Below are 19,456 nucleotides of genomic sequence, written 5' to 3' on the forward strand. Positions count from 1 at the left end.
ATAATCATGGAAAAAAAATCAAACAAATATTATCTTACATTGAGCCTAAAAGAATACTCAAACGGAGAAACAGCACCAGCAAAAGAACTTGGAATTGAATTTGAAAACCACGATGAAATTTTTAGTATTATTGAAAAAATCAAAACTAAAAACGTTTTCAATAATGAATCTGAAGCAACACAATTTGCATTGGGTTTAAAGTTATTTGGAGAAATAAAATTAAAGCATCGGAAAAATCCTCTTTTTGATGAAATTAATGAGGTGTTTCCAGTTTTCATGAAAAAGCTGAAAAGCTTATAAACAAGATCTTATTATCCAGGATTTTTACACAGTTAATTATTTGATAACATTAAAGTTACTGTAAATTTATATTTGTTTACTTATTTTGAATAAAACAAATATTATGAAATTCTTTAGCTTAAATTTTCTGGTTTCTATTAAAGAATGGCTTTTTCTTAGAGCCATGCATTCATCATTTATTCATTAATTTTCAAAATAAGAAAATACATTTGAATGAATAAATTAGAGAAGTCATTTTTAAATAAAGACCAGTTTGGTCAGGATTTTCTATGGGGCGTTTCTACAGCTGCTTTTCAAATTGAAGGTGCTCATGATACAGATGGTAAAGGTCCTTCGATTTGGGATGTTTTCACCAGCCAAAAAGGTAAAATTAAAAATGCTCATCATGCTATAAATGCATGCAATTTTTATAATTGCTACAAAGATGATATCCATTTAATACGCGAATTAAATATTCCTAATTTCAGATTTTCTATAAGCTGGTCGCGTATTATGCCTACAGGTATTTATCCGATAAATCAATCAGGTATAGATTATTACAACAAAGTAATTGATTTTTTACTTGAATGTAGAATTGAGCCTTGGGTAACTTTATATCATTGGGATTTACCACATTCACTTGAAGTAAAAGGTGGATGGACAAACAGAGAATGTGCTTCGTGGTTTTCGGATTATGCGGAAGTATGTGCGCAGCATTTTGGCGACAGGGTAAAAAACTGGATGGTAATAAATGAGCCTTCTGTTTTTACAGGAGCAGGTTATTTTCTAGGGATTCATGCACCAGGAAAAAAAGGTATTACCAATTATTTAAAAGCCATACACCATGTAACATTAGCGACAGCCGCTGGTGCAAAGAAGCTAAGACAATATATTCCTGATGCTAATATTGGAACGACTTTTTCCTGTACACATATTGAGCCATTCTCTGATAAAACTTCTGATGTTCAGGCTGCAAAACGCGTTGATACGTTATTAAACAGAACTTTTATAGAACCTATTTTAGGACTTGGATATCCACAGGAAGATCTCCCGGTTCTTAAAAAACTTAATAATTATATTCAGGCGAATGATCTGGAAAATGCAGTTTTTGATTTTGATTTTATTGGTCTTCAGTGTTACACCCGGGAAATTGTTAAATCATCGTTGTTGACTCCATATATTGGTGCTGAATTAGTAAGTGCTGAAAAAAGAAATGTCATATCTACTGAGATGGGTTGGGAAATATATCCTCCTGCCCTTTATCATATCCTTCAAAAATTTAATTCTTATGAAGGAATTAAAAAAATCATAATTACTGAAAACGGAGCTGCATTTCCAGACACCATTACAAACGGAAAAGTATATGATATTAAACGAACGCATTATATACAAGATCATTTGGAGCAATTACTTAAAGCAAAACAGGAAGGCTGTAAAGTAGACGGCTATTTTGTATGGAGCCTTACAGATAATTTCGAGTGGGCAGAAGGGTATAATGCCAGATTTGGCTTAGTTCATATTGATTTTGAAACTCAAAAAAGAACGATTAAACAATCCGGGATTTGGTTTCGGGATTTTTTAGAACATAGCAAAGAAATTATATAATTCAACAAATAAATTATATAAAACTAACAGTATCATTCATACTTAAATTTAGGGCTTAAATGTTTAAATTAAGGATGAAATGGATATAGCAACACAAATCTTCTGGTTATTTATCCTTGCAATCCCTATTGCATGCGTCAGCTGGACAGTTACTCACGAAGAAGTATTCCGAGAACCCAGAGAATGGTGTGTAAATCGTTCACAAAATGATAAGAAATTTTTGAAGAGAAAGTTTTTCTACCTCTTTACCTGTGAATACTGTTTCAGCCATTATGTTACATTTTTTTTCGTATTCTTTTGCAACTTCAAACTGTTAATTACTGACTGGAGAGGTTATTTTATAGCTGGATTTTCGCTCATTTTTTTAGCTAATATTTATATGAGTTTTTTTGCTTTACTGAGACAAACGATTAAAAAAGAAAAGGTTGAAATAAAAAAAATGGAAACAGATACAAATGAACTACAGGAGTAAATTAGACAGAAGAAATGACTACAATTTCAGCTCTTTCTCTTTTCGAATTTAGCGTCTAAGTCTGAAATTAATTTTGAATAATATAATTAGTTTTATCCGGATTGTCTCTAATCACTTTAAAATATTCTGATGGCGATTTTCCGGTGTGTTTTACAAAAGCCCTGAAGCAAGTAGTTCTTGATTTAAAACCTGATCCCCAAGCCATTCCTTCAAGAGAAAGATCTTTCCACTCGGGATCATTAATTTTTTCATTAAAATATTCTATTCTTTTAAGATTTACAAAATCCTGAAAATGAAGATTAAATTCTGAATTAATTAAATTAGAAAGATTATGTACTGATATTCCGGTTTCATCAGACAGGTCACGAATTACAAAGTCTTTTTTCAGAAAAAGTTTTTTACCTAGAAACACAGTGTTCAGTTTTATTAGATATTCTTGTTTTTTTTCCTGAGTTAATTCTTTTACTGAGGGCAGATTATTTTTGCTTTCATCAGTTTTTACAATTTGGCAATCGTCATCATTTATTACAGGATAATTTTCAAATGATACATCTAAATCATAAAACATTTGTGGTTTAAAATAAAGGCAGCCTACAGTAAAAATAAGAACAGAAGATATTAAAATGTAACATGAAAAGTCTGTCATAGTAATGCTATTAATCAAAAAGTAATGTACAAAAAGAGTTGAAAACAAAAATAATATCACCAAATTATAGATTCTTATCCAGCTTACATTAGTTTTTAAAAACTGAGTTTCTTCATTTTTTTTAAAATCATAATTTAAGATCATCATCGTCTGACAAAAAGCATACATCAACCAAATTGTGAGGCTCATCATTGAAAAAGGGCTATCTATTTTACTATATAAGAAACTCATTATTTCCATTTTAAAGTAATTTCTAATCCATACAAAAATGGTTAAACTGAAGTAGAACAAAAATGGCATAAAATGCAACCAGTCATATTTTTTAAATAATGTATCAGTGAATAAAACACTTCTAGTATATAGAAAAGCGGAAGGGGCTGCCAAAAAAATAAAAGACTTTGTAATAGTAAATAAACTGGGCAAATTTTTAAAAACATTTACCGACAGATAAAAATTATATATGCTGGCAACAGTCAGACTAAACAAAAATAATCCCAAAAAAAAACTTTTTGAATAATTATTTTTTGAAAAAAGAACCATAATGGAAGTGGCAAAGCCAATAAAAATAGCTACGAAAAAGAAAAGTGAAAGTAGAATATCAATCATAATGACTAATTTATTTTTAATACATCTCTCTTGTTTTCTTAAGGTAAATTAAAATAATCAATCTGAAATGAACGAAATACAATTAACAATCAAGACACTCATAAAACATTATATAACAACACCTTAACTTTCAACCAAAGATAACATTTTTGTTTGAACAACAAAATAAATATTAAAATTCTTACTTATTTTGAGGCAATATTATTATTTTCTTGTTTAGGCTAAAAAATATATTTAACATGGTTAATTGCATAATGATAAAAAGCTGCATTCACAAATACATGAATACAGCTTTTTACTTAGTACTTAAACATACTATACCAAATATTTTTTTTAATCTGGATTTCAATTTTTGCGAAACCCAAAAATAGTTCTTAAACACCTCAGTGATTCAAAAGAAAATATTCGCCATCTGTTACTTTTTCTAACCAGGTTCCGTGTCCCTTATCGATTTCTGTAATAATAGTAATATATGAAAACTTTCCAAATGGTGTAGCTCCATACCAATGTTCGACTCCAGGCAGAATAGTAACCACTTCATCTTTACTAAGCATGCGGACTGCGCTTCCTCTTTCCTGATAATAACCAATTCCGTCTTTTGCAATAAGCATGTGCAGACTTGCATTACTATGCCAGTTGCTTCTTGCACAAGGTTCAAAAGTAACTTCCTTAATAACAGTATTTTCAGGATGAATTGTACTGCTCTGTTTCTTATACGAAACGTCGCCAGTCATATATGTACCAGGCACTTTTCCTTCTTCGATAACAGCTGAATAATTTGTTGACATAAAATTTAGTTATTTTTTTGAGATTTAATTTTATCTAAAACTACCTTACATCAATCAACTATATCATAATCAAACAACTAAATTTAAGAAAGCCAGAAATCGCTTTATGAAGTATTATTTAGTCTGCAAAAATGACAAATAACCAATACGGTAATTTCAAAGCAAAATTAGCCCAACTATGCTTTCAGAAAATAACAATATTCAAACAAAAAATTATGAATTTGAAACAATTTTACATTCTCAAGGATTTGGGAATTGTCCCGGTAAGTCTTTTAAAGTAATTATTAAAATAACTCGGATATTCAAATCCAAGTGAGTAACCAATATCAGCAATACTCCAGTCCGTATGCTGCAACAATGCTTTTGCCTCTCCAATAATTCTTTCTGTAATATGGGCTGTGGTTGATTTTCCTGTGATTTCTTTCACTGAACGATTTAAATGATTTACATGTACAGCAAGGTTCTGTGCATAATCCTGAGGTGTTTTAAGCAATAAAGGCTGGTTTTTTGCCTCAATAGGAAATTGTCTTTCCAGCAATTCTAAAAATAAGGAAGTAATTCTTGAAGATGCATTTTTATGTTTGAAGAAGTTTTCTGAAGGCTGCATCTTCATAGATTCATGAATAACCAGATTGATATAATTTCGAATTAAATCATCTTTAAAAATGTAATCTGTTTTCTGTTCTTCGATCATCTTTTCAAACAGCGAATTTATAAATACCTTTTGTTCAGCACTTAAATAAAATATCGGTGTTCCGCCAATTTTAAATAAAGGGCACTCATGAAGGCTTTCTGAACGATCATTCATCCTTAAAAATTCTTCGGTAAAAACACATGCAAATCCGTGAAAAGATTCAGAAAGTAATTCCCATGAATACGGAATATAAGGATTACCAAAAAACAAAGAAGTTCCATCAGTTTCAATACCCCTATCTGCATACTGAATAAGACTCTTGCCCGTACTGATACTGATTTTATAAAAATCCCTGCGGTTGTAAGTAGGTATAACAGTACAGTCAGTCCCAATTGGATATACTTTAAAACCTTTCAGCTTTAAATCAGAATTATTAAAGTCGACTAACTCTGGTGTAATATTTTCTTTCATTTTGCAAAGTTATGAAAATCAAACAAAACAAATTCAAGAGTCAATTTCAATTTCAAAAATCAAACTCAATCACAATTTTTGAAAATCAATTCAATTTTTCGGCTCTAAAATTGTTGTTTTTCACTGGAATTTAAATTTACACTTTATCTTTGCTAGTATGAAGGATTTACTGCCCGTTATAAATTATATCTCAAGATATGTTGATTTGACTGATGATGAAAAAAATCATCTGACCTCTTTTTTGAAGATTACTAAAGTCAAAAAAAGACAATTTATTGTACAGCCCGGTTTTGTATGTAAACATAAAAGTTATGTTGTAAAAGGGGCGTTCAGAGGCTATCTGGTTGACAATAATGGTAAGGAACACACTTTGTCATTTGCTATTGAAGACTGGTGGATTTCAGATTACAGCAGTTTAATTTATCAGGAACCTGCCACTTTATTTGTTGAAGCTTTGGAAGATTCTGTTCTCATTCAGATTGAATATGAAGACGAACAGCAATTTTTAAAAGAAATTCCTAAACTCGAAAAATTTGAACGTATAATAACACAGCGTTCCCTGGCTTTTCATCAAAAAAGACTTTTATCGAATTTAACCAAAACTGCTGAAGAACGTTATGATGAATTTATGAGCAAATATTCCGCAATTGCTCAACGCGTTCCTCAATATGCCTTAGCTTCTTATTTGGGTTTCAGCACCGAGTATTTAAGCAAAATCCGCAACGGTAAAACCTCAAAAAGTTAAACTGGTTCAACCTTATTTCCTAAACCAGTTCATTTTTATTTTTCTTATTCTGTCCCAGCTTTGCATAGTCAATACCGACAAATAATTTAAATTAATAAAAATGAAAAACACAATTTTAATTTCAGCACTCTCCATTTTTTTTATGGCTTGTGACAGCGAAAAAAGGTCAGCAGAAACTTCTGTCAATCTTCAAAACAAATACACCGTTACTGATACTGGTCTTTATCCTGAAGGAATTGATTACGATACCAAAAATGAAAGATTCCTGTTTAGCTCATTACAAAAAGGCGCCGTTTATGCCATGAATACAAAAGGAGAATTGTCTGTTTTTGCCACAAGCAGTAAACTCGTTTTGCCAACCGGAGTTTATACTGATGAAATTCGAAACCGACTAATAGTCGCAAATGCTGATTTAGGGATTTCACAAAAAAGTACCACAGAAAGTGCAGGATCTATAGCTACGGTAAGCATTTTCAATCTTACTTCCGGTGAATTAATCAAAGAAATTGATTTGAAAAATTTTACACCAAATGCAGGATCTTGTCCAAATGATATTGCAGTCGATGCTAACGGAAACATTTATATTACCGATTCATTTTCGGCGAATATTTATAAAATTGACCTAAACTATACGGCCTCCGTATTTGCAACGAGTCCATTGTTTCAGCCTAAACCAAATGAATTTGGTCTAAACGGAATTGTTTTTCATCCAAAAGGTTATTTGTTAGCTGTTAAAACGGATACTTCTAAATTATTAAAAATATCACTTTCAAACCCTGTAAGTATTACCGAGGTTGAAGGAACAATATTTAGTGCTCCTGATGGTATTGAACTGGATAAAAACAACAATTTAGTTGTGGTTGAAAATGGCTTAGGATTAGGAAAAACCTATACTTTATCAAGTAAAAATAACTGGGCCAGCGCTTCAAAAATAAGCGAAACCAATATTGGAAAAGAGGAATTTCCAACCACTGCTGCTTTAGCATCAGATGGAAATGTTTATGTTATTAATTCTAAACTTGGTAAATTCCTGTCGGGAGATAAAAGTCAATCGACTTATACTATCCAAAGGATAAATTAAGTTTTTTAGTTTCAGGTTTCAGGTTCACAAATTTTACCGCTAACTAACCTGAAACCTGAAACTTGAAACTATTTTTTAATCAAAGTTCCTGTATTTAAACCATTGGCTGTAGCCGATAAAACTACTTCAGCAGCATTTTCATCTTTTTGAATGATAATCTGAGCAAATCCGTTAAATAGTTTTCGTTTCCAGCTTTCTGCCGGTGTTATTACCTGAATTATTCCGGGGTCTGTATTCATTACGTCCCAGTCTTTTACTTTTTGCAAAGGCGGCGCAATAATCTGAATGGTGTTTGTTCCCTGATTTAAAACATTGCTATTCAAAACATACTTTTGATTGTCTTCCGTACTTGGAGCGATTTTATTTCCGTTTACAAAAACAACAGCGTCAATACCTATTTTTTTATAAAAGAAATTAACTGCATTTGTTTTCAGATTGTTACTTAATTCAAATTTACCACGATAAACATACGCCGGAGCCTGATTTTTATAATCACGGTCTTTAAAAGCTTCTTTCCAGCTGTTATCATTATCAGAAGATAGCTGTGATGCATTTGCTGATGCTAATTTCTTTTCTTCAAAATTTGTAATGGCAACAAGTTCTACATTATCTATAAATTGATCTTTTTCCAAAGATGTAGGATTACCATTTCCTACACCCAGAATCTTTCCTCCTTTGATAGAAAATGTTATTTCTGGATTTGCGGTTGGCACATGTAACCCTTTTTTATCTGTGGTTTCAACTGTTACTACTGAAACATTCGCATTCGAAATATTTTCTTTATCAACGGTAAGTTTAATATTTTCAGCTATTCCAGTTGTTTTTTTAGTTTCAGAAACTACTTTTTTACCATTTTTATATCCAATTGCTTCTAATGTTCCCGAAGCATATTTTACTTTCCATTCTAAATGGCTGTTCAATTCCATTTTCTTTTTACCAAGGCTTTTTTTGTTGAGGAAAAGCTCGACTTCATCACAATTTGAATGTACCCATACATCTATTTCTTTGTCTTCCATTCCACCCCAGTTCCAGTGTGGCATGATATGTAAAACGGGAGTATTTCCCCACCATGATTTCAGATAAAACACATTGTCTTTCGGGAAACCGCAAACATCCATCATTCCAAAATAGGATGTAACCGATGGCCATCCGTAAGGCGTTGGTTCGCCACGGTAATCAAAACCTGTCCAGATGAACATTCCGGCTAAATAAGATCTTTCAGCATAAAATTTCCAGCCTTCTTCGATACTGTAAAAAGACGGACGTGGTTTTTTATCATAAGCACTTTTATAATGTTTAGCTTCGTCATCAAAATAAATACCGCGTGTAGCAAATGTAGAACCTTCTTCTGTCCCCATTCCCGGTTGTTGTTTGAATTGATTCCGGTGCGCATCAATATCTCCATTCCCCAGGTAATTATAACCCATAATTTCGACCACAGACGATATTCCGCTTTTAAAACCACTGCTTATCCCCACTGTTACTGGCCTTGTAGGATCAATAGTTTTTGCAAAACCCTGCATCACATTCGTAATACGTTCGCCAACAATACCGCCTTCAATATTCCATTCTTCATTTCCAACCGACCAGCAAAAGATACTCGGATGATTACGATCGCGTTCAATCATTCGTTTCAAATCATTCAGATGGTAATCGTTAATTCCCATCAAACGGGTTTCATCAATTACCAGCATTCCGAGTTTATCACAGGCATCAAGCAATTCCGGAGTTGGCGGATGATGTGAACAACGATAAGCGTTGGAACCCATCTCTTTTAGCTTTTTGATTCGGTAATATTGCAGTTCATCCGGTAAGGCAGTTCCTATTCCGGCATGATCCTGATGATTATTGGTTCCTTTTAGTTTAACTGGTTTTCCGTTAAGAAAAAAACCTTTCTCTGCATCAAAATTTATGGTTCTGATTCCGAAAGTGGTTTCATAACGGTCAATTGATTTCCCTTCCTGTTTTATTTCAGTTATTAATCGATATAAATTAGGTTTTTCAAGATCCCATAATAAGGGATTTTTCACTTTAAATTTTGAAGTATAATTTGCTGTTTTATAAAAATCAGGAGCTGCCGTTTTTTCAGAAGTGGTTGCAATTTGTTTTCCTTCAGCATCTAAAATACTTTGAGTAATTTCAATTCCTTCTTTATAATTGCCTTTATTTTCTATTTTAACCTGAGCGGTAACTTCTGCACTATCATTTTGGATTTCTGAAGTAACATAGGTTCCGTTTGTAACAACATGAATCGGATTGGCTTTTTGCAGATATACATGTCTGTAAATGCCCGCTCCTTCATAAAACCAGCCTTCTTCCATTGAAGCATCGACACGAACTACAATTGTGTTTTCTCCACCATAATTGACATAAGCAGTAACATCGTATTCAAATCCGTTATAGCCGCTTTCTTCGGTTCCTAAATAAAAGCCGTTAAAAAATACTTTAGAATTTCTAAAAACACCATCGAATTTTAAAGAGATAATCTGTCCTTTATCACTTTCCGTAATATTGATTTTTTTTCGGTACCAGCCAATGCTTTTTTCAGGAAAACCTTTTCCGGCAGTTTTAAATCCGTGGCTGAAACTACCCTTTTCACTAAAAGACTGTTCAACAGCCCAATCATGTGGAAGATCTACTTTCCGCCAGGCACGATCATCAAAATTTTGAGCTGCAGGTCCATCACCAAATCCGGTTTTGGTTAAATACGAAAAATAACCTGTTGCATGATTAAAATCTTTCTGAGTATCATATAAATGACCGAATGAAAAACGCCAGTCTTTATCAATTAAAGTCAAATCTCTTTCAGCCTGCTTTTGTGCTGAAATACAAAAAGATATAAAAAAAACAAAGCAGAAGGAAAGTGGATTAAAAGAAATAGATTTCATAAATAATACTGGTTAATTCAATTCGTTAAGTAAAGTTTATAAAAGTACCTTTTCTGAACGAATTGAATTAATAGTATTTTATCAAAGTTTAGTAAATTTTAGCGATTTAAAACTGATGATTTATAAGAAGCTAATCCCGCTATCCGTTGCAAACGTAGTTCACTGAACTCCGATTAGAATAAAATTTAAGTGAAGTAATCTTTTACTTTTTAAAGAAAAAAGCAAAAGGATTTTCACTTCTATCCGGGCTATGGCAATTGTTTTCAAAAGAATTTTTATCGGTATAGTTCATTTCGAATTTTTCAACGGATTAAAATCTATTATAAATAAATACAAAAGATTATTTTCTAACCAACGAAACATCGTCTATCTGGCAAGAAGCCTTTGATGTGCCTTCCGTAAGAAAACCAATTTCAACTTTTCCTTTCTTAACCGGAATATTTTTAATCGATATTGTTTTCCACGATACATTTTCATCTTTTAAATCGTATTGAAGTTTTTTACCATCGCTTAAAGCATACATTTCTAAGTTTTTAAAACCTTTAGTGTTTTTTATTTTAGCAGTAAGCGTGTATAAGCCGTCTTCTAATTTCACATAAGGAGAGGAAGTTATCGTTTGATATGTTTTTCGTTTAAAATTAATCTTATCTGTAATGTTTAAGCTTTTTTCTCCTATGACAATCTTTCTGTCATTTTCAGTATTGAAATAATTGATTACAGGTGAAGTAAGAGTGTCTAAACTTATTTTATTTCCTTCGATAACTTCGTTTGTCCAACCTGTTAATTCAAGTTGTACCGGTTTTACAGGACTCGGAATATGTCTGCGATCAGCTTCGAAACTGCCGTTTTTCACATAATTATTATCTTTGGCTACGTTCCATTCACCTGTTTTAGCATTAATATTCCATGAGCTAAATGAATTAAAATAAGGTGTTTTTCCATCAAACGAAAGAGGACACCATTGGTTATATCCTAAACCGTTGCCTGCAAAATTAGCCCATCTGTCTCCACAATACATTATAGTTTCCTGCTTGCTTCCTTTAACAGAAAAGAAAAAACCGGTTTGAGATACGTGTGCGAAATCTTCATCAGCGCCTTTCATAATCAGCATATCATTAGCCGGCAGATAAGGTCCTCTGATGTCATCGGCAATCAGATAATAAGCAAATGAACCGTCCCAGCCATAAATATTGGAAGCGAACATATAATATTTATTTTGATACTTGAACATACAGTTTCCTTCACGGCTTTCTCCCTTGAAAATCTGCGTACAGTCTAAAAGGTTTACTTTACCTTCTTTAATTCCAATTTCAGAAACATATATTTTGTTTCTTCCTTTTCCGTAAGAATAAATCAGGTACGATTTTCCGGTATCTTCATCAGTAAATACGGTCTGATCACCTGTATTACTGGTTCCGATCATTTTTTCCATATTGATTTTCTGATGCCAGCTAAATTGCCCTGTTGGAGAATCTGAAAGCATAATCAATACCTCATTACCATGCTGAACAAACATAGCATACTTATTCATTTCTTTCACATAAGCAACTCCTAAACGCCCTACCCAGGTTCTGCCTGACTTATTCACATCGTCTTTGGTTACAACATCTCCTTCAAACGTCCAGTTAACTAAATCTGTAGAACTATAACAGGTAACCGATTTAAATGTAGCATTCGGTAAGGTGACATAAGGAGCATTTCTGTAAATATCCGCTTCTTCATAATTTACGCCATACCAGTAATATTTCTGCACTCCATCAACCGGCTTTGAAAATTTAAAAACACCTCCACCCTGGCTATTTAATGGTTTTCCGTCTTTGGTATTCCAAAAAACATCATTTTTTATATTGTTTTTCTGTGCACAAACAGTATGAATGATGCTGATGCAAAAAATAAATATCAACATTAAAGCAACGTGATTTTTTTTAATTTTCATGTTCGTTTTCGTTAAATTCAAAATGCATTTAAACAATATTTTTTTTACTGTTTAAATGTAATTAAAACATGTTATAAAACTATCCTGTATAAAAAATCAAAATTTAAGTTCATCCATATTGTTCGTAGAGTTTTTCTTTATTGCTCTTGCCAATAATCAACATCTGGCTTACTTAATGGTTCTTTACCTTTCTTCCATTTTGGAAATACAAAACCTTTTGGAATGGAATACCCTCCTCCAATATAAGTTCCCATTTCATTCATTTTAGCTTTAAAAACTTTGAAATTCATTATACTTTTTCTTTTTCCTTTTCCTTCAATCCAAATCATTCCATAACTCCCACCTCTTTTTACTCCTATTACAATTCTATCAAAATACTGTTTTGTATCATTTAAAACATAAGATTTTACAAATATTTTTTCAAATTCTTGAGGAAAAACAATATTTGTAGAATAATAAACCGAATCTTTTTCCCACTCTGCAAGAATTTGAATAGGCAATTTTTGTTTTTTTATTATATTGTTATTTTCTTTATATTTGAAAATATTCCAATCAATATTTTCAAAATTTGATGTACCTCCTGCTTGATACCAAGATCCATCTTTAGCATAAAAAGTTGTTATTTCAGGCTTTATTAAATAATCTTCTGAACTAAATCCAATATCATAGTTATACTCCTTTTCACCTGTTTCCCAAATTTTATAGGGGACACCATGAAAATATCGAAATACATTTGTCTCTGAATTAATAAATTCTCTTGATTTATAAATTTCATCCATAATTTTCTGTTGCTCTTTGCTTCCTTCGTTATAAATCCCTTTATTTTCAGCTTTAAACTTAGCAATTTCTGTGATTTTAGATCCAGATTTCATCCAGATTGTAACATTCCCTCCTGGCGCAGTACCTGCTACAATAGTAGAATATTCTTCATGTTGGCCTGTATAGGGATCCTTGGTTCCTTTATTGAACAATGCCAAAATTTTTTTTCTGGGTAATTTAAATCCTCCTTTGTAGAGAAAATGATCAACACCACATTTCCAACTTACAAAAACACTATCCGGAACTGGTTTAAAAACATCTCCTCCTGTAAAACCCCCACTTATTGTACCCCAACCATCTCCTGCTCCTGTTGAGGCGCCCGCAACTCCTTTGCCTTGGTATGAAAATTCAACAGAAGGTGCTGCGGGATAATATTTAGGTGCAGAAATTCCTGCATTCCAACTAAACTTTTCTTCGTCCTTTGCTTTGTCTTTTGGCGACTGGCAGCTTATTAATAAAACAAAAAAAGTTAAAATAACTTTAACGATTCGCATATAGTTTTCTTATGTAAGTGATATTTCCGTTTTCATCTTTTGAATACTTAACTGGGTGATTTATAAAACCGTAATTACCTAATATATAATGGTCTCCGGTTTTAGAGTAAAGAGCATCCAGACCTCCATAGTGTCCTGATAAATGTACATATTTATTACATATATGGCTGTACATTTCTAAAGGGAGATTATAAGTTTCATTAGCTTGTTTTTTTGCTATTTCTAACATCTTTATTAAATAATCTTTCAATATTGTATCATTTTCTGGAATTTCATGTTCAAAAGTTTTAGGTATCGTTTTACCATCTTTTTCTGCTTGTTTATAATCCTCATAAAACGGAACGCCATTATCAATTGCTTTCTGAAGCATCACATACATAGGTACCAAACTGTATTTATTTGAAATTACCCTTTCATCAGTTATCATATAATGGTCTGATATTTTTCTTTCACTAAGCATGTGTTTTTTGGTCGGATCGTACATCCATTCTTTTGGGGATACGTAATCGCCGGATCTTTGTACCTCATTGCTTTCTATTACAGGGAACCCATCATAAAGTAGCGGCTCTGCTGTTACTTCCTGATAATGATCATAAGTATTAACGATATTAATTTCTTCTTTATCTTTAGAAAAATAGCGGTTTGTATAAAATTCCTTAACTTTTTGTTTTTCTGCTAAGACAGCAGTATCATTAACAGGAACATCAAAATAATCAACCACTGCTTTGTATTTATCAAGACTTGCATAACCGCCCCCAATATCAGAATGAGCACCAAGCATATATAGAGTATACCCCACATCTGTAGGAGTGAGCGCAAAATTTTCTCTCCACTCGTTTTGAGCCACAATATGAAATACTTTTTTTATGCCCAAACCTGCCAGACTTGTTTTTATTGTTTGTAACATAGCCTGGCCTACACTAGTCACGATTCCGATTCCTGGAATGACCGACAATTTGTAACCTAAATTGTCCCTGATGACCATATCTCCTACAACTGTATCAAATACACCTAAAAACCTAATCTCTATATCGAATGTTTTTCCTGCCGGTTTATATCCTGCATTTTTCAGTTTCTGCCCCAGCAAACCGCCTGCATGGCTTCTTAAAATTATTTTTCCTGAAGGCATTGGATATTTGTCATAAGGATCATTGACCATTTCGTTTTCATAGACTTCTTTTTTCTTCACTTCATTACAAAAATGCCTTGCTGCTGCTGCGCCCCGGCTAAAACCAAAAACATCGAAAACTATTTTATTAATTTTTTTGGTTTTCGGAATTGCACTAAACTGTTCTTTGACTACATCTCCTATACCTTGTTCTACACGACCAAGTATTCCCCAGCTAGAACGACCTAAAGCAGAACCTAAAACATCATCTTCTTCATCCTTTTTTGTCCCTATACCTTCTACATATTGTTTTAAGATATAATGTTTTCCTAATGTATTACTTTTAGCTTCTTTGGTAACCTCTTTATACAAATCAAAAAGTTTTGCAACATTAGAATATGGATTCCAGTAGCTGTCCCTATCAGCCACTTTTACTTTTACATTAACTTCTTCATTATTTTTATCTTTGACAGTTTTTACAAATTTAAAACTGGAAGGAATAGTATCAGCTTTATAAAACTTATCACTGGAATTGATTTGAGAGTAATATGTTTTTTCGGAGTTGTATCGGTTATTCCCCGTTCCGTCAAAAAACATCCCTATATAAACATTTACAGGCTCGTTATTTTCGACGTAATTTGTTTCTAATTTTTCTGGGTTTACATCTAATTTAACTCCGTCCTGATCGCCAACTGTTTTATTTTTTTTCCATTGGTAGTAATGTTTCCGTTAGAATAAAAGGTAATTTTTCCATCGGAAGTGATTTGTGATTTACCGCCTACATTTCTTTCCTTCATATTAATAAAAATTACTAGGTTCTGAACTATTGTGAATGATCTGCTTTTGCGAATGCTTTGTAAATTCTTCTACCGAAGATATGAGAACATCCTTATCGCCATTAAATATGAGTTCCTTAACGGTATGTGATTCTAAATTACCTTCTACTCTTTCTATAAAGTTTCCTGCTATGGTACTATTTTTATTTCCTGTAACAATTTCTGTTTTTATACCTCCGATAGTTTCTGTGGCAGCGACTCCAACACTATCCGTTTTATTAACCCCGACAGAAGTTGATAAATTATTAGAAACATTAATATCCATATCAGTACAATTAAAAGAAATTCGGTTTGGAGCATTAACCTTAATATTACCCTTCCCATCCATCAAATAAGTATTTCCGCTTGGGTCTTCTATTAAAATACTTCCTTCGGCATCGTTTAAAACTATTTTTGTTCCCGAACGGGTGTGAATCGCTTTTACATTATTCTGACCCTCTGCATAACCGCTGGATTCATCGCCATTGTAATGCGTTCCCAAAACATATGGATTCTGTGCGTTATCCCCTTCAAAGCCTACTAAAACTTCTTCGCCAATTTCCGGAATAAAGTAAAATCCTTTTCCTGATCCTGAGTGGGGCTGAATCATTCGAAGCCACTCGCTTGAATTGTTTCCGCCTGCCCAGTTGAACTGTACTTTTACGCGTCCTAAACCTTCCGGGTCGTTGTTGTCTTTTACTTTCGCTGGCTGTGTTTCGGCTTTCACAAATACATGTACGTCTGTATAATGAGGGGCGGCAACATCTGCCGGAATGGCCTTGAAATTACAGGAATAGTTCCATGGACTTGAGAAATATGTGTTACTTCTGTCACAATCAGTTCGTGTTCTACAGTTTGGTTTATAATGCTGAAAACCTGTCCAAGTCCTAACGGAAAATAAGAAATTCCGCTGTAATATACGCTATTGGCATCACTGCCTGAGGTTTGCAGTTTCACCATTTCCTGTATTTCATCATTGGTTTGGGCATTTGTGGTATAAGCTCCTACACTCAGTTCTTCCTGAACAACAGTTCCCTGATTATGACGTACAATAGCTGCTATACTGTCTTTACTGCCTGAAGAAGTGCATGCAGCCGCGTTACGAATATTGGATGCACCATTGTAGTTATACCCCCCCAACGAAACTTTATGTGCAGACATATTGGCCTGTATCCCAAAACTATGCAATGAAGAACCGTTGATAAGCTTTATTGAAGTGGCTTTTTTTTGTCCGAACTGCATTCGCATTCCATCAAAATAAAACCACTGTCCATAACGTTTGTCCAATCGTTTTAGAAATTCAAAATTGGTTTCATTATACTGAGTCAAATATTTGAATTCCTGTGTGTAAGTAGATTTTATAGCTTCTCTCTGATAAAATTCTCCCGGTCCTTCGGTCAGAATACTCAACACGATATCATCCATACCACGCTGCAGAAAAGTTCTTGACTTTTTCATATCATCCAGCACTATAGTATGACTTATGCCTTTCACGTGCAGACCTACCGCACTGCCATGAAGTTCTACTGAGGAAAGTTCAGTAATAATACCTTTGCTCATCAGTTTGATTCCAGTGAGGCTTTTAAAGCTAAAGATAACTTCGTCTCCCAAATAGTCCCTCAACGCTTTTGCCTGGTCCGCTGGATTTATTATGGCTTTGCCAGAATATTGCCAGACAAATGAAAAATAATGGTGATCAGCCATTTTTTGGGATAACTCTAAATTATGATAAAACAATATTTTGAGTAAAACTGCCAATAGTAACATGAACCTGTTCAGAAAAATTTGCCATAAATTATTTATTTTCAAAAATAAGTAAGAATTTATTTTCAAAAATATAACTTAAATTTATTTTAACAACAAAATTAGAATGAAATTTATAAATATTTTACTACAAAAATAAAAATATTTCAACAGATAATTATTGCTGATTTAAAACTTATACACTAATAACGCTCACATAACCGTATAAAAAAAGTTGTCAAAGTTTAAACCATGACAACTTTAATAATAGATTTATTTTTAAATAATCTAAAAACTATTCTATATCAGTAAATTTATAACGAACGAATAATTCCTTCTTCCAGACCTCTTAATTCGGCTAAACCTCTTAATCTTCCAATAGCTGAATACCCCGGATTGTTTACTTTTCCTAAATCATCTAACATTTGGTGTCCGTGATCTGGTCTGAACGGAATAGAAAGATTATTGTCTTTTTGAATTAATAACAGTTCTTTTACTACTGCATACATATCCACATTTCCATCTAAATGATCTGCTTCAAAGAAATTACCTTCTTCGTCCCTGCGTACATTTCGCAAGTGAATAAAATGTATTTTGTCGCCTAAAACTTTTACTATTTCAGGTAAATCGTTCTTTTCTGATGCTCCAAGAGAACCAGTACAGAAACAGATTCCGTTTGATTTATAAGGTGCTTTTGAAAGAATAAAATCATAATCTTCCATTGAGTTTACGATACGCGGTAATCCTAAAATATCAAAAGGAGGATCATCCGGATGAATCGCCAGTTTAACTCCGCATTCATCTGCAACCGGACAAATTTCATTCAGGAAGTAGCTTAAATTTTCTCTTAAAGCTGCTCTGTCAATATTTTTATACGGCTTTAATTTAGCCTGCATATCAGCAACCGTCATTTTTTTCTCTCCCGGAATTCCAAACATTACTACATCAGAAAGTGCTTGTAAATCTTGCTCGTTTAAGGAATGGAAACGTTCTTTAGCTTTAGCTGCAATGTTTTCAGGAAAACTGCTTTCTGCATTTTCTCTTTTTAAGATATAAATATCAAAAATTGCCAGATCAACCCAGTTAAAGTATAATGCTTCAGAACCGTCCGGCATTACGTAATCCAGCTGTGTTCTTGTCCAATCGTTAACCGGCATGAAATTATAAGTAATAATTTTGATTCCGCAGGCTGCGACATTACGAATACTTTCTTTATACTTTTCGATATAAAGCTGATAATCTCCGGTTTTGGTTTTAATATCTTCATGGACTGTGATACTTTCTACCACATCCCATGTCAGCCCGTAAGCTTCAACTTCTGCTTTTCTTTTGTTGATTTCTTCAACAGTCCATACATCTCCATGAGGAACATGGTGTAAAGCTGTTACAATTCCGGTAGCACCGGTTTGTTTGATATGCTGTAAACTTACGGGATCATTTGGTCCGAACCATCTCCAGGTTTGTATCATTCTATTCATAATCTTTCTTTTCTTTTAAAATTATACCCCGCTGAAAATCGTAAATCCACCATCTATAGTCACTTTTGAACCTGTCGCAAATTTAGATGCATCACTTAGCAGCCAAACTAAAGCTCCTATCAATTCATCCGGATTTCCAAAACGTTTGTAAGGTGTATTTGCAATGATTAAATTTCCTCTCTCAGTTAAACTTCCATCAGGATTAGTTAATAACGTACGGTTTTGCTCAGTTAAGAAAAATCCCGGAACGATAGAATTCATTCTGATTTTATCGCCATATCTTTTGGCAAGTTCAACAGAAAACCATTTTGTATAAGAACCAATGGCTGATTTTGCCAGACTATAACCTAAAACTTTTGTTATGGCTTGTTCTGTTGCGACAGATGAAATATTTACAATACTTCCAACACTCTCATTATTTTTGATTACTTCTCCAAAAATCTGTGTAGGCAAAAGTGTTCCAAATAAATTCAGGTTCATCACTTTTTGCAGTGCATCCATATTTAATTTAAAAATATCCTGATCTGACTGAATTACAGCCTCCGGCATATTTCCACCGGCTGCATTTACCAGACCGTCAATTTTTCCGTATTTTGAAAGAACCAAATCACGCGCTTTTATAAGATCCCTTTCGATAGTTACATCTGCAATTAAAGCGATTGCCTCTCCACCATTTTTAACTATTAATTCAGCTCTTTCGTTGGCTACTTTTTCATTTCTCCCTAAAACACCAACAATTCCACCTGCAGCTGCTATACCGTTAATAAAGGCTTCACCTAATATTCCGGTTGCCCCGGTAACGATTATTACTTTTCCTTCTAATGTAAAATCTGTTTTCAATTTTTCTA

At 33.2% G+C, this 19,456-nt stretch carries 16 protein-coding genes; 5 read left to right on the plus strand and 11 right to left on the minus strand.

Annotated features, from left to right (window positions below):
* Positions 1–6 precede the first annotated feature (6 nt).
* The 3 genes from GXM16_RS05630 (at position 7) to GXM16_RS05640 (ending at position 2,356) form a co-directional block, all read left to right on the plus strand.
* The gene (locus GXM16_RS05630) at positions 7–300 is read left to right on the plus strand and encodes a DUF3861 domain-containing protein (protein ID WP_163393427.1); all 294 of its coding nucleotides are present in this window, start codon (positions 7–9) and stop codon (positions 298–300) included.
* 213 nt (positions 301–513) lie between these two features.
* Entirely contained in the window at positions 514–1,884 is a 1,371-nt protein-coding gene (locus GXM16_RS05635) for a GH1 family beta-glucosidase (RefSeq protein ID WP_163393428.1), read from the plus strand.
* A 79-nt stretch (positions 1,885–1,963) separates the two neighbouring features.
* Positions 1,964–2,356, plus strand: a complete 393-nt coding sequence (locus GXM16_RS05640; protein ID WP_163393429.1) for a hypothetical protein — start codon at positions 1,964–1,966, stop codon at positions 2,354–2,356.
* A 67-nt stretch (positions 2,357–2,423) separates the two neighbouring features.
* Here the strand turns inward: GXM16_RS05640 and GXM16_RS05645 are convergent, their stop codons facing one another.
* The 3 genes from GXM16_RS05645 to GXM16_RS05655 all read right to left on the minus strand — a co-directional run bounded on the left by GXM16_RS05645 (position 2,424) and on the right by GXM16_RS05655 (position 5,501).
* Positions 2,424–3,233, minus strand: a complete 810-nt coding sequence (locus GXM16_RS05645; RefSeq protein ID WP_229684239.1) for a helix-turn-helix domain-containing protein — start codon at positions 3,231–3,233, stop codon at positions 2,424–2,426.
* Positions 3,234–3,991: 758 nt separating this feature from the next.
* The gene (locus tag GXM16_RS05650; RefSeq protein ID WP_163393431.1) at positions 3,992–4,396 is read right to left on the minus strand and encodes a cupin domain-containing protein; all 405 of its coding nucleotides are present in this window, start codon (positions 4,394–4,396) and stop codon (positions 3,992–3,994) included.
* Positions 4,397–4,628: 232 nt separating this feature from the next.
* Entirely contained in the window at positions 4,629–5,501 is an 873-nt protein-coding gene (locus GXM16_RS05655; RefSeq protein ID WP_163393432.1) for a helix-turn-helix domain-containing protein, read from the minus strand.
* A 157-nt stretch (positions 5,502–5,658) separates the two neighbouring features.
* On the opposite strand from GXM16_RS05655, the gene GXM16_RS05660 reads away from it, so the two are divergent.
* Together GXM16_RS05660 and GXM16_RS05665 are read left to right on the plus strand one after the other, a co-directional pair.
* Positions 5,659–6,246: a Crp/Fnr family transcriptional regulator gene (locus tag GXM16_RS05660; protein WP_163393433.1), complete on the plus strand. Its 588-nt coding sequence runs from the start codon at positions 5,659–5,661 to the stop codon at positions 6,244–6,246.
* A 100-nt stretch (positions 6,247–6,346) separates the two neighbouring features.
* A complete protein-coding gene (locus GXM16_RS05665) occupies positions 6,347–7,327 on the plus strand; it encodes an SMP-30/gluconolactonase/LRE family protein (RefSeq protein WP_163393434.1) in 981 nt (326 codons plus the stop codon).
* Positions 7,328–7,395: 68 nt separating this feature from the next.
* Here the strand turns inward: GXM16_RS05665 and galA are convergent, their stop codons facing one another.
* The 8 genes from galA to GXM16_RS05700 all read right to left on the minus strand — a co-directional run bounded on the left by galA (position 7,396) and on the right by GXM16_RS05700 (position 19,448).
* Positions 7,396–10,215 carry a beta-galactosidase GalA gene (gene galA / locus GXM16_RS05670; RefSeq protein WP_163393435.1) on the minus strand — a complete coding sequence of 940 codons (2,820 nt, stop codon included), beginning with the start codon at positions 10,213–10,215 and terminating at the stop codon, positions 7,396–7,398.
* A gap of 340 nt (positions 10,216–10,555) precedes the next feature.
* Positions 10,556–12,151, minus strand: coding sequence for a family 43 glycosylhydrolase (locus tag GXM16_RS05675; protein ID WP_163393436.1), 1,596 nt, complete (start codon positions 12,149–12,151; stop codon positions 10,556–10,558).
* 137 nt (positions 12,152–12,288) lie between these two features.
* Positions 12,289–13,464, minus strand: coding sequence for a DUF2931 family protein (locus tag GXM16_RS05680; protein WP_163393437.1), 1,176 nt, complete (start codon positions 13,462–13,464; stop codon positions 12,289–12,291).
* Positions 13,451–15,169, minus strand: a complete 1,719-nt coding sequence (locus GXM16_RS05685) for a T6SS phospholipase effector Tle1-like catalytic domain-containing protein (RefSeq protein ID WP_163393438.1) — start codon at positions 15,167–15,169, stop codon at positions 13,451–13,453. The genes GXM16_RS05680 and GXM16_RS05685 overlap by 14 nt, the downstream gene beginning before the upstream one ends.
* 201 nt (positions 15,170–15,370) lie before the next feature.
* Positions 15,371–16,114 (minus strand): phage baseplate assembly protein V, encoded by a 744-nt coding sequence (locus GXM16_RS23055; RefSeq protein WP_308422529.1) that lies wholly within the window; start codon positions 16,112–16,114, stop codon positions 15,371–15,373.
* Entirely contained in the window at positions 16,111–17,091 is a 981-nt protein-coding gene (locus GXM16_RS23060; RefSeq protein WP_308422528.1) for a contractile injection system protein, VgrG/Pvc8 family, read from the minus strand. Before GXM16_RS23060 ends, GXM16_RS23055 begins: the two co-directional genes overlap by 4 nt.
* Before the next feature lie 353 nt (positions 17,092–17,444).
* Positions 17,445–18,599 (minus strand): mannonate dehydratase, encoded by a 1,155-nt coding sequence (gene uxuA / locus GXM16_RS05695; RefSeq protein ID WP_208797374.1) that lies wholly within the window; start codon positions 18,597–18,599, stop codon positions 17,445–17,447.
* 30 nt (positions 18,600–18,629) lie between these two features.
* Positions 18,630–19,448 carry an SDR family oxidoreductase gene (locus tag GXM16_RS05700; protein ID WP_163393440.1) on the minus strand — a complete coding sequence of 273 codons (819 nt, stop codon included), beginning with the start codon at positions 19,446–19,448 and terminating at the stop codon, positions 18,630–18,632.
* Positions 19,449–19,456: the final 8 nt, after the last annotated feature.

Source organism: Flavobacterium limi (assembly GCF_010645075.1).
GTDB classification, from domain to species: Bacteria; Bacteroidota; Bacteroidia; order Flavobacteriales; family Flavobacteriaceae; genus Flavobacterium; species Flavobacterium limi.

What these genes read in the sequence shown, in the direction of transcription:
- GXM16_RS05650 (WP_163393431.1), bottom strand. Translation starts at nt 4,396, where the DNA reads ATGTCAACAAATTATTCAGCTGTTATCGAAGAAGGAAAAGTGCCTGGT.
- GXM16_RS05685 (WP_163393438.1), bottom strand. Translation starts at nt 15,169, where the DNA reads ATGTTTTTTGACGGAACGGGGAATAACCGATACAACTCCGAAAAAACA.
- GXM16_RS05630 (WP_163393427.1), top strand. Translation starts at nt 7, where the DNA reads ATGGAAAAAAAATCAAACAAATATTATCTTACATTGAGCCTAAAAGAA.
- GXM16_RS05655 (WP_163393432.1), bottom strand. Translation starts at nt 5,501, where the DNA reads ATGAAAGAAAATATTACACCAGAGTTAGTCGACTTTAATAATTCTGAT.
- GXM16_RS05640 (WP_163393429.1), top strand. Translation starts at nt 1,964, where the DNA reads ATGGATATAGCAACACAAATCTTCTGGTTATTTATCCTTGCAATCCCT.
- GXM16_RS05680 (WP_163393437.1), bottom strand. Translation starts at nt 13,464, where the DNA reads ATGCGAATCGTTAAAGTTATTTTAACTTTTTTTGTTTTATTAATAAGC.
- GXM16_RS23060 (WP_308422528.1), bottom strand. Translation starts at nt 17,091, where the DNA reads ATGGCTGATCACCATTATTTTTCATTTGTCTGGCAATATTCTGGCAAA.
- GXM16_RS05660 (WP_163393433.1), top strand. Translation starts at nt 5,659, where the DNA reads ATGAAGGATTTACTGCCCGTTATAAATTATATCTCAAGATATGTTGAT.
- GXM16_RS05645 (WP_229684239.1), bottom strand. Translation starts at nt 3,233, where the DNA reads ATGAGTTTCTTATATAGTAAAATAGATAGCCCTTTTTCAATGATGAGC.
- GXM16_RS05635 (WP_163393428.1), top strand. Translation starts at nt 514, where the DNA reads ATGAATAAATTAGAGAAGTCATTTTTAAATAAAGACCAGTTTGGTCAG.
- GXM16_RS05675 (WP_163393436.1), bottom strand. Translation starts at nt 12,151, where the DNA reads ATGAAAATTAAAAAAAATCACGTTGCTTTAATGTTGATATTTATTTTT.
- galA (WP_163393435.1), bottom strand. Translation starts at nt 10,215, where the DNA reads ATGAAATCTATTTCTTTTAATCCACTTTCCTTCTGCTTTGTTTTTTTT.
- uxuA (WP_208797374.1), bottom strand. Translation starts at nt 18,599, where the DNA reads ATGATACAAACCTGGAGATGGTTCGGACCAAATGATCCCGTAAGTTTA.
- GXM16_RS05665 (WP_163393434.1), top strand. Translation starts at nt 6,347, where the DNA reads ATGAAAAACACAATTTTAATTTCAGCACTCTCCATTTTTTTTATGGCT.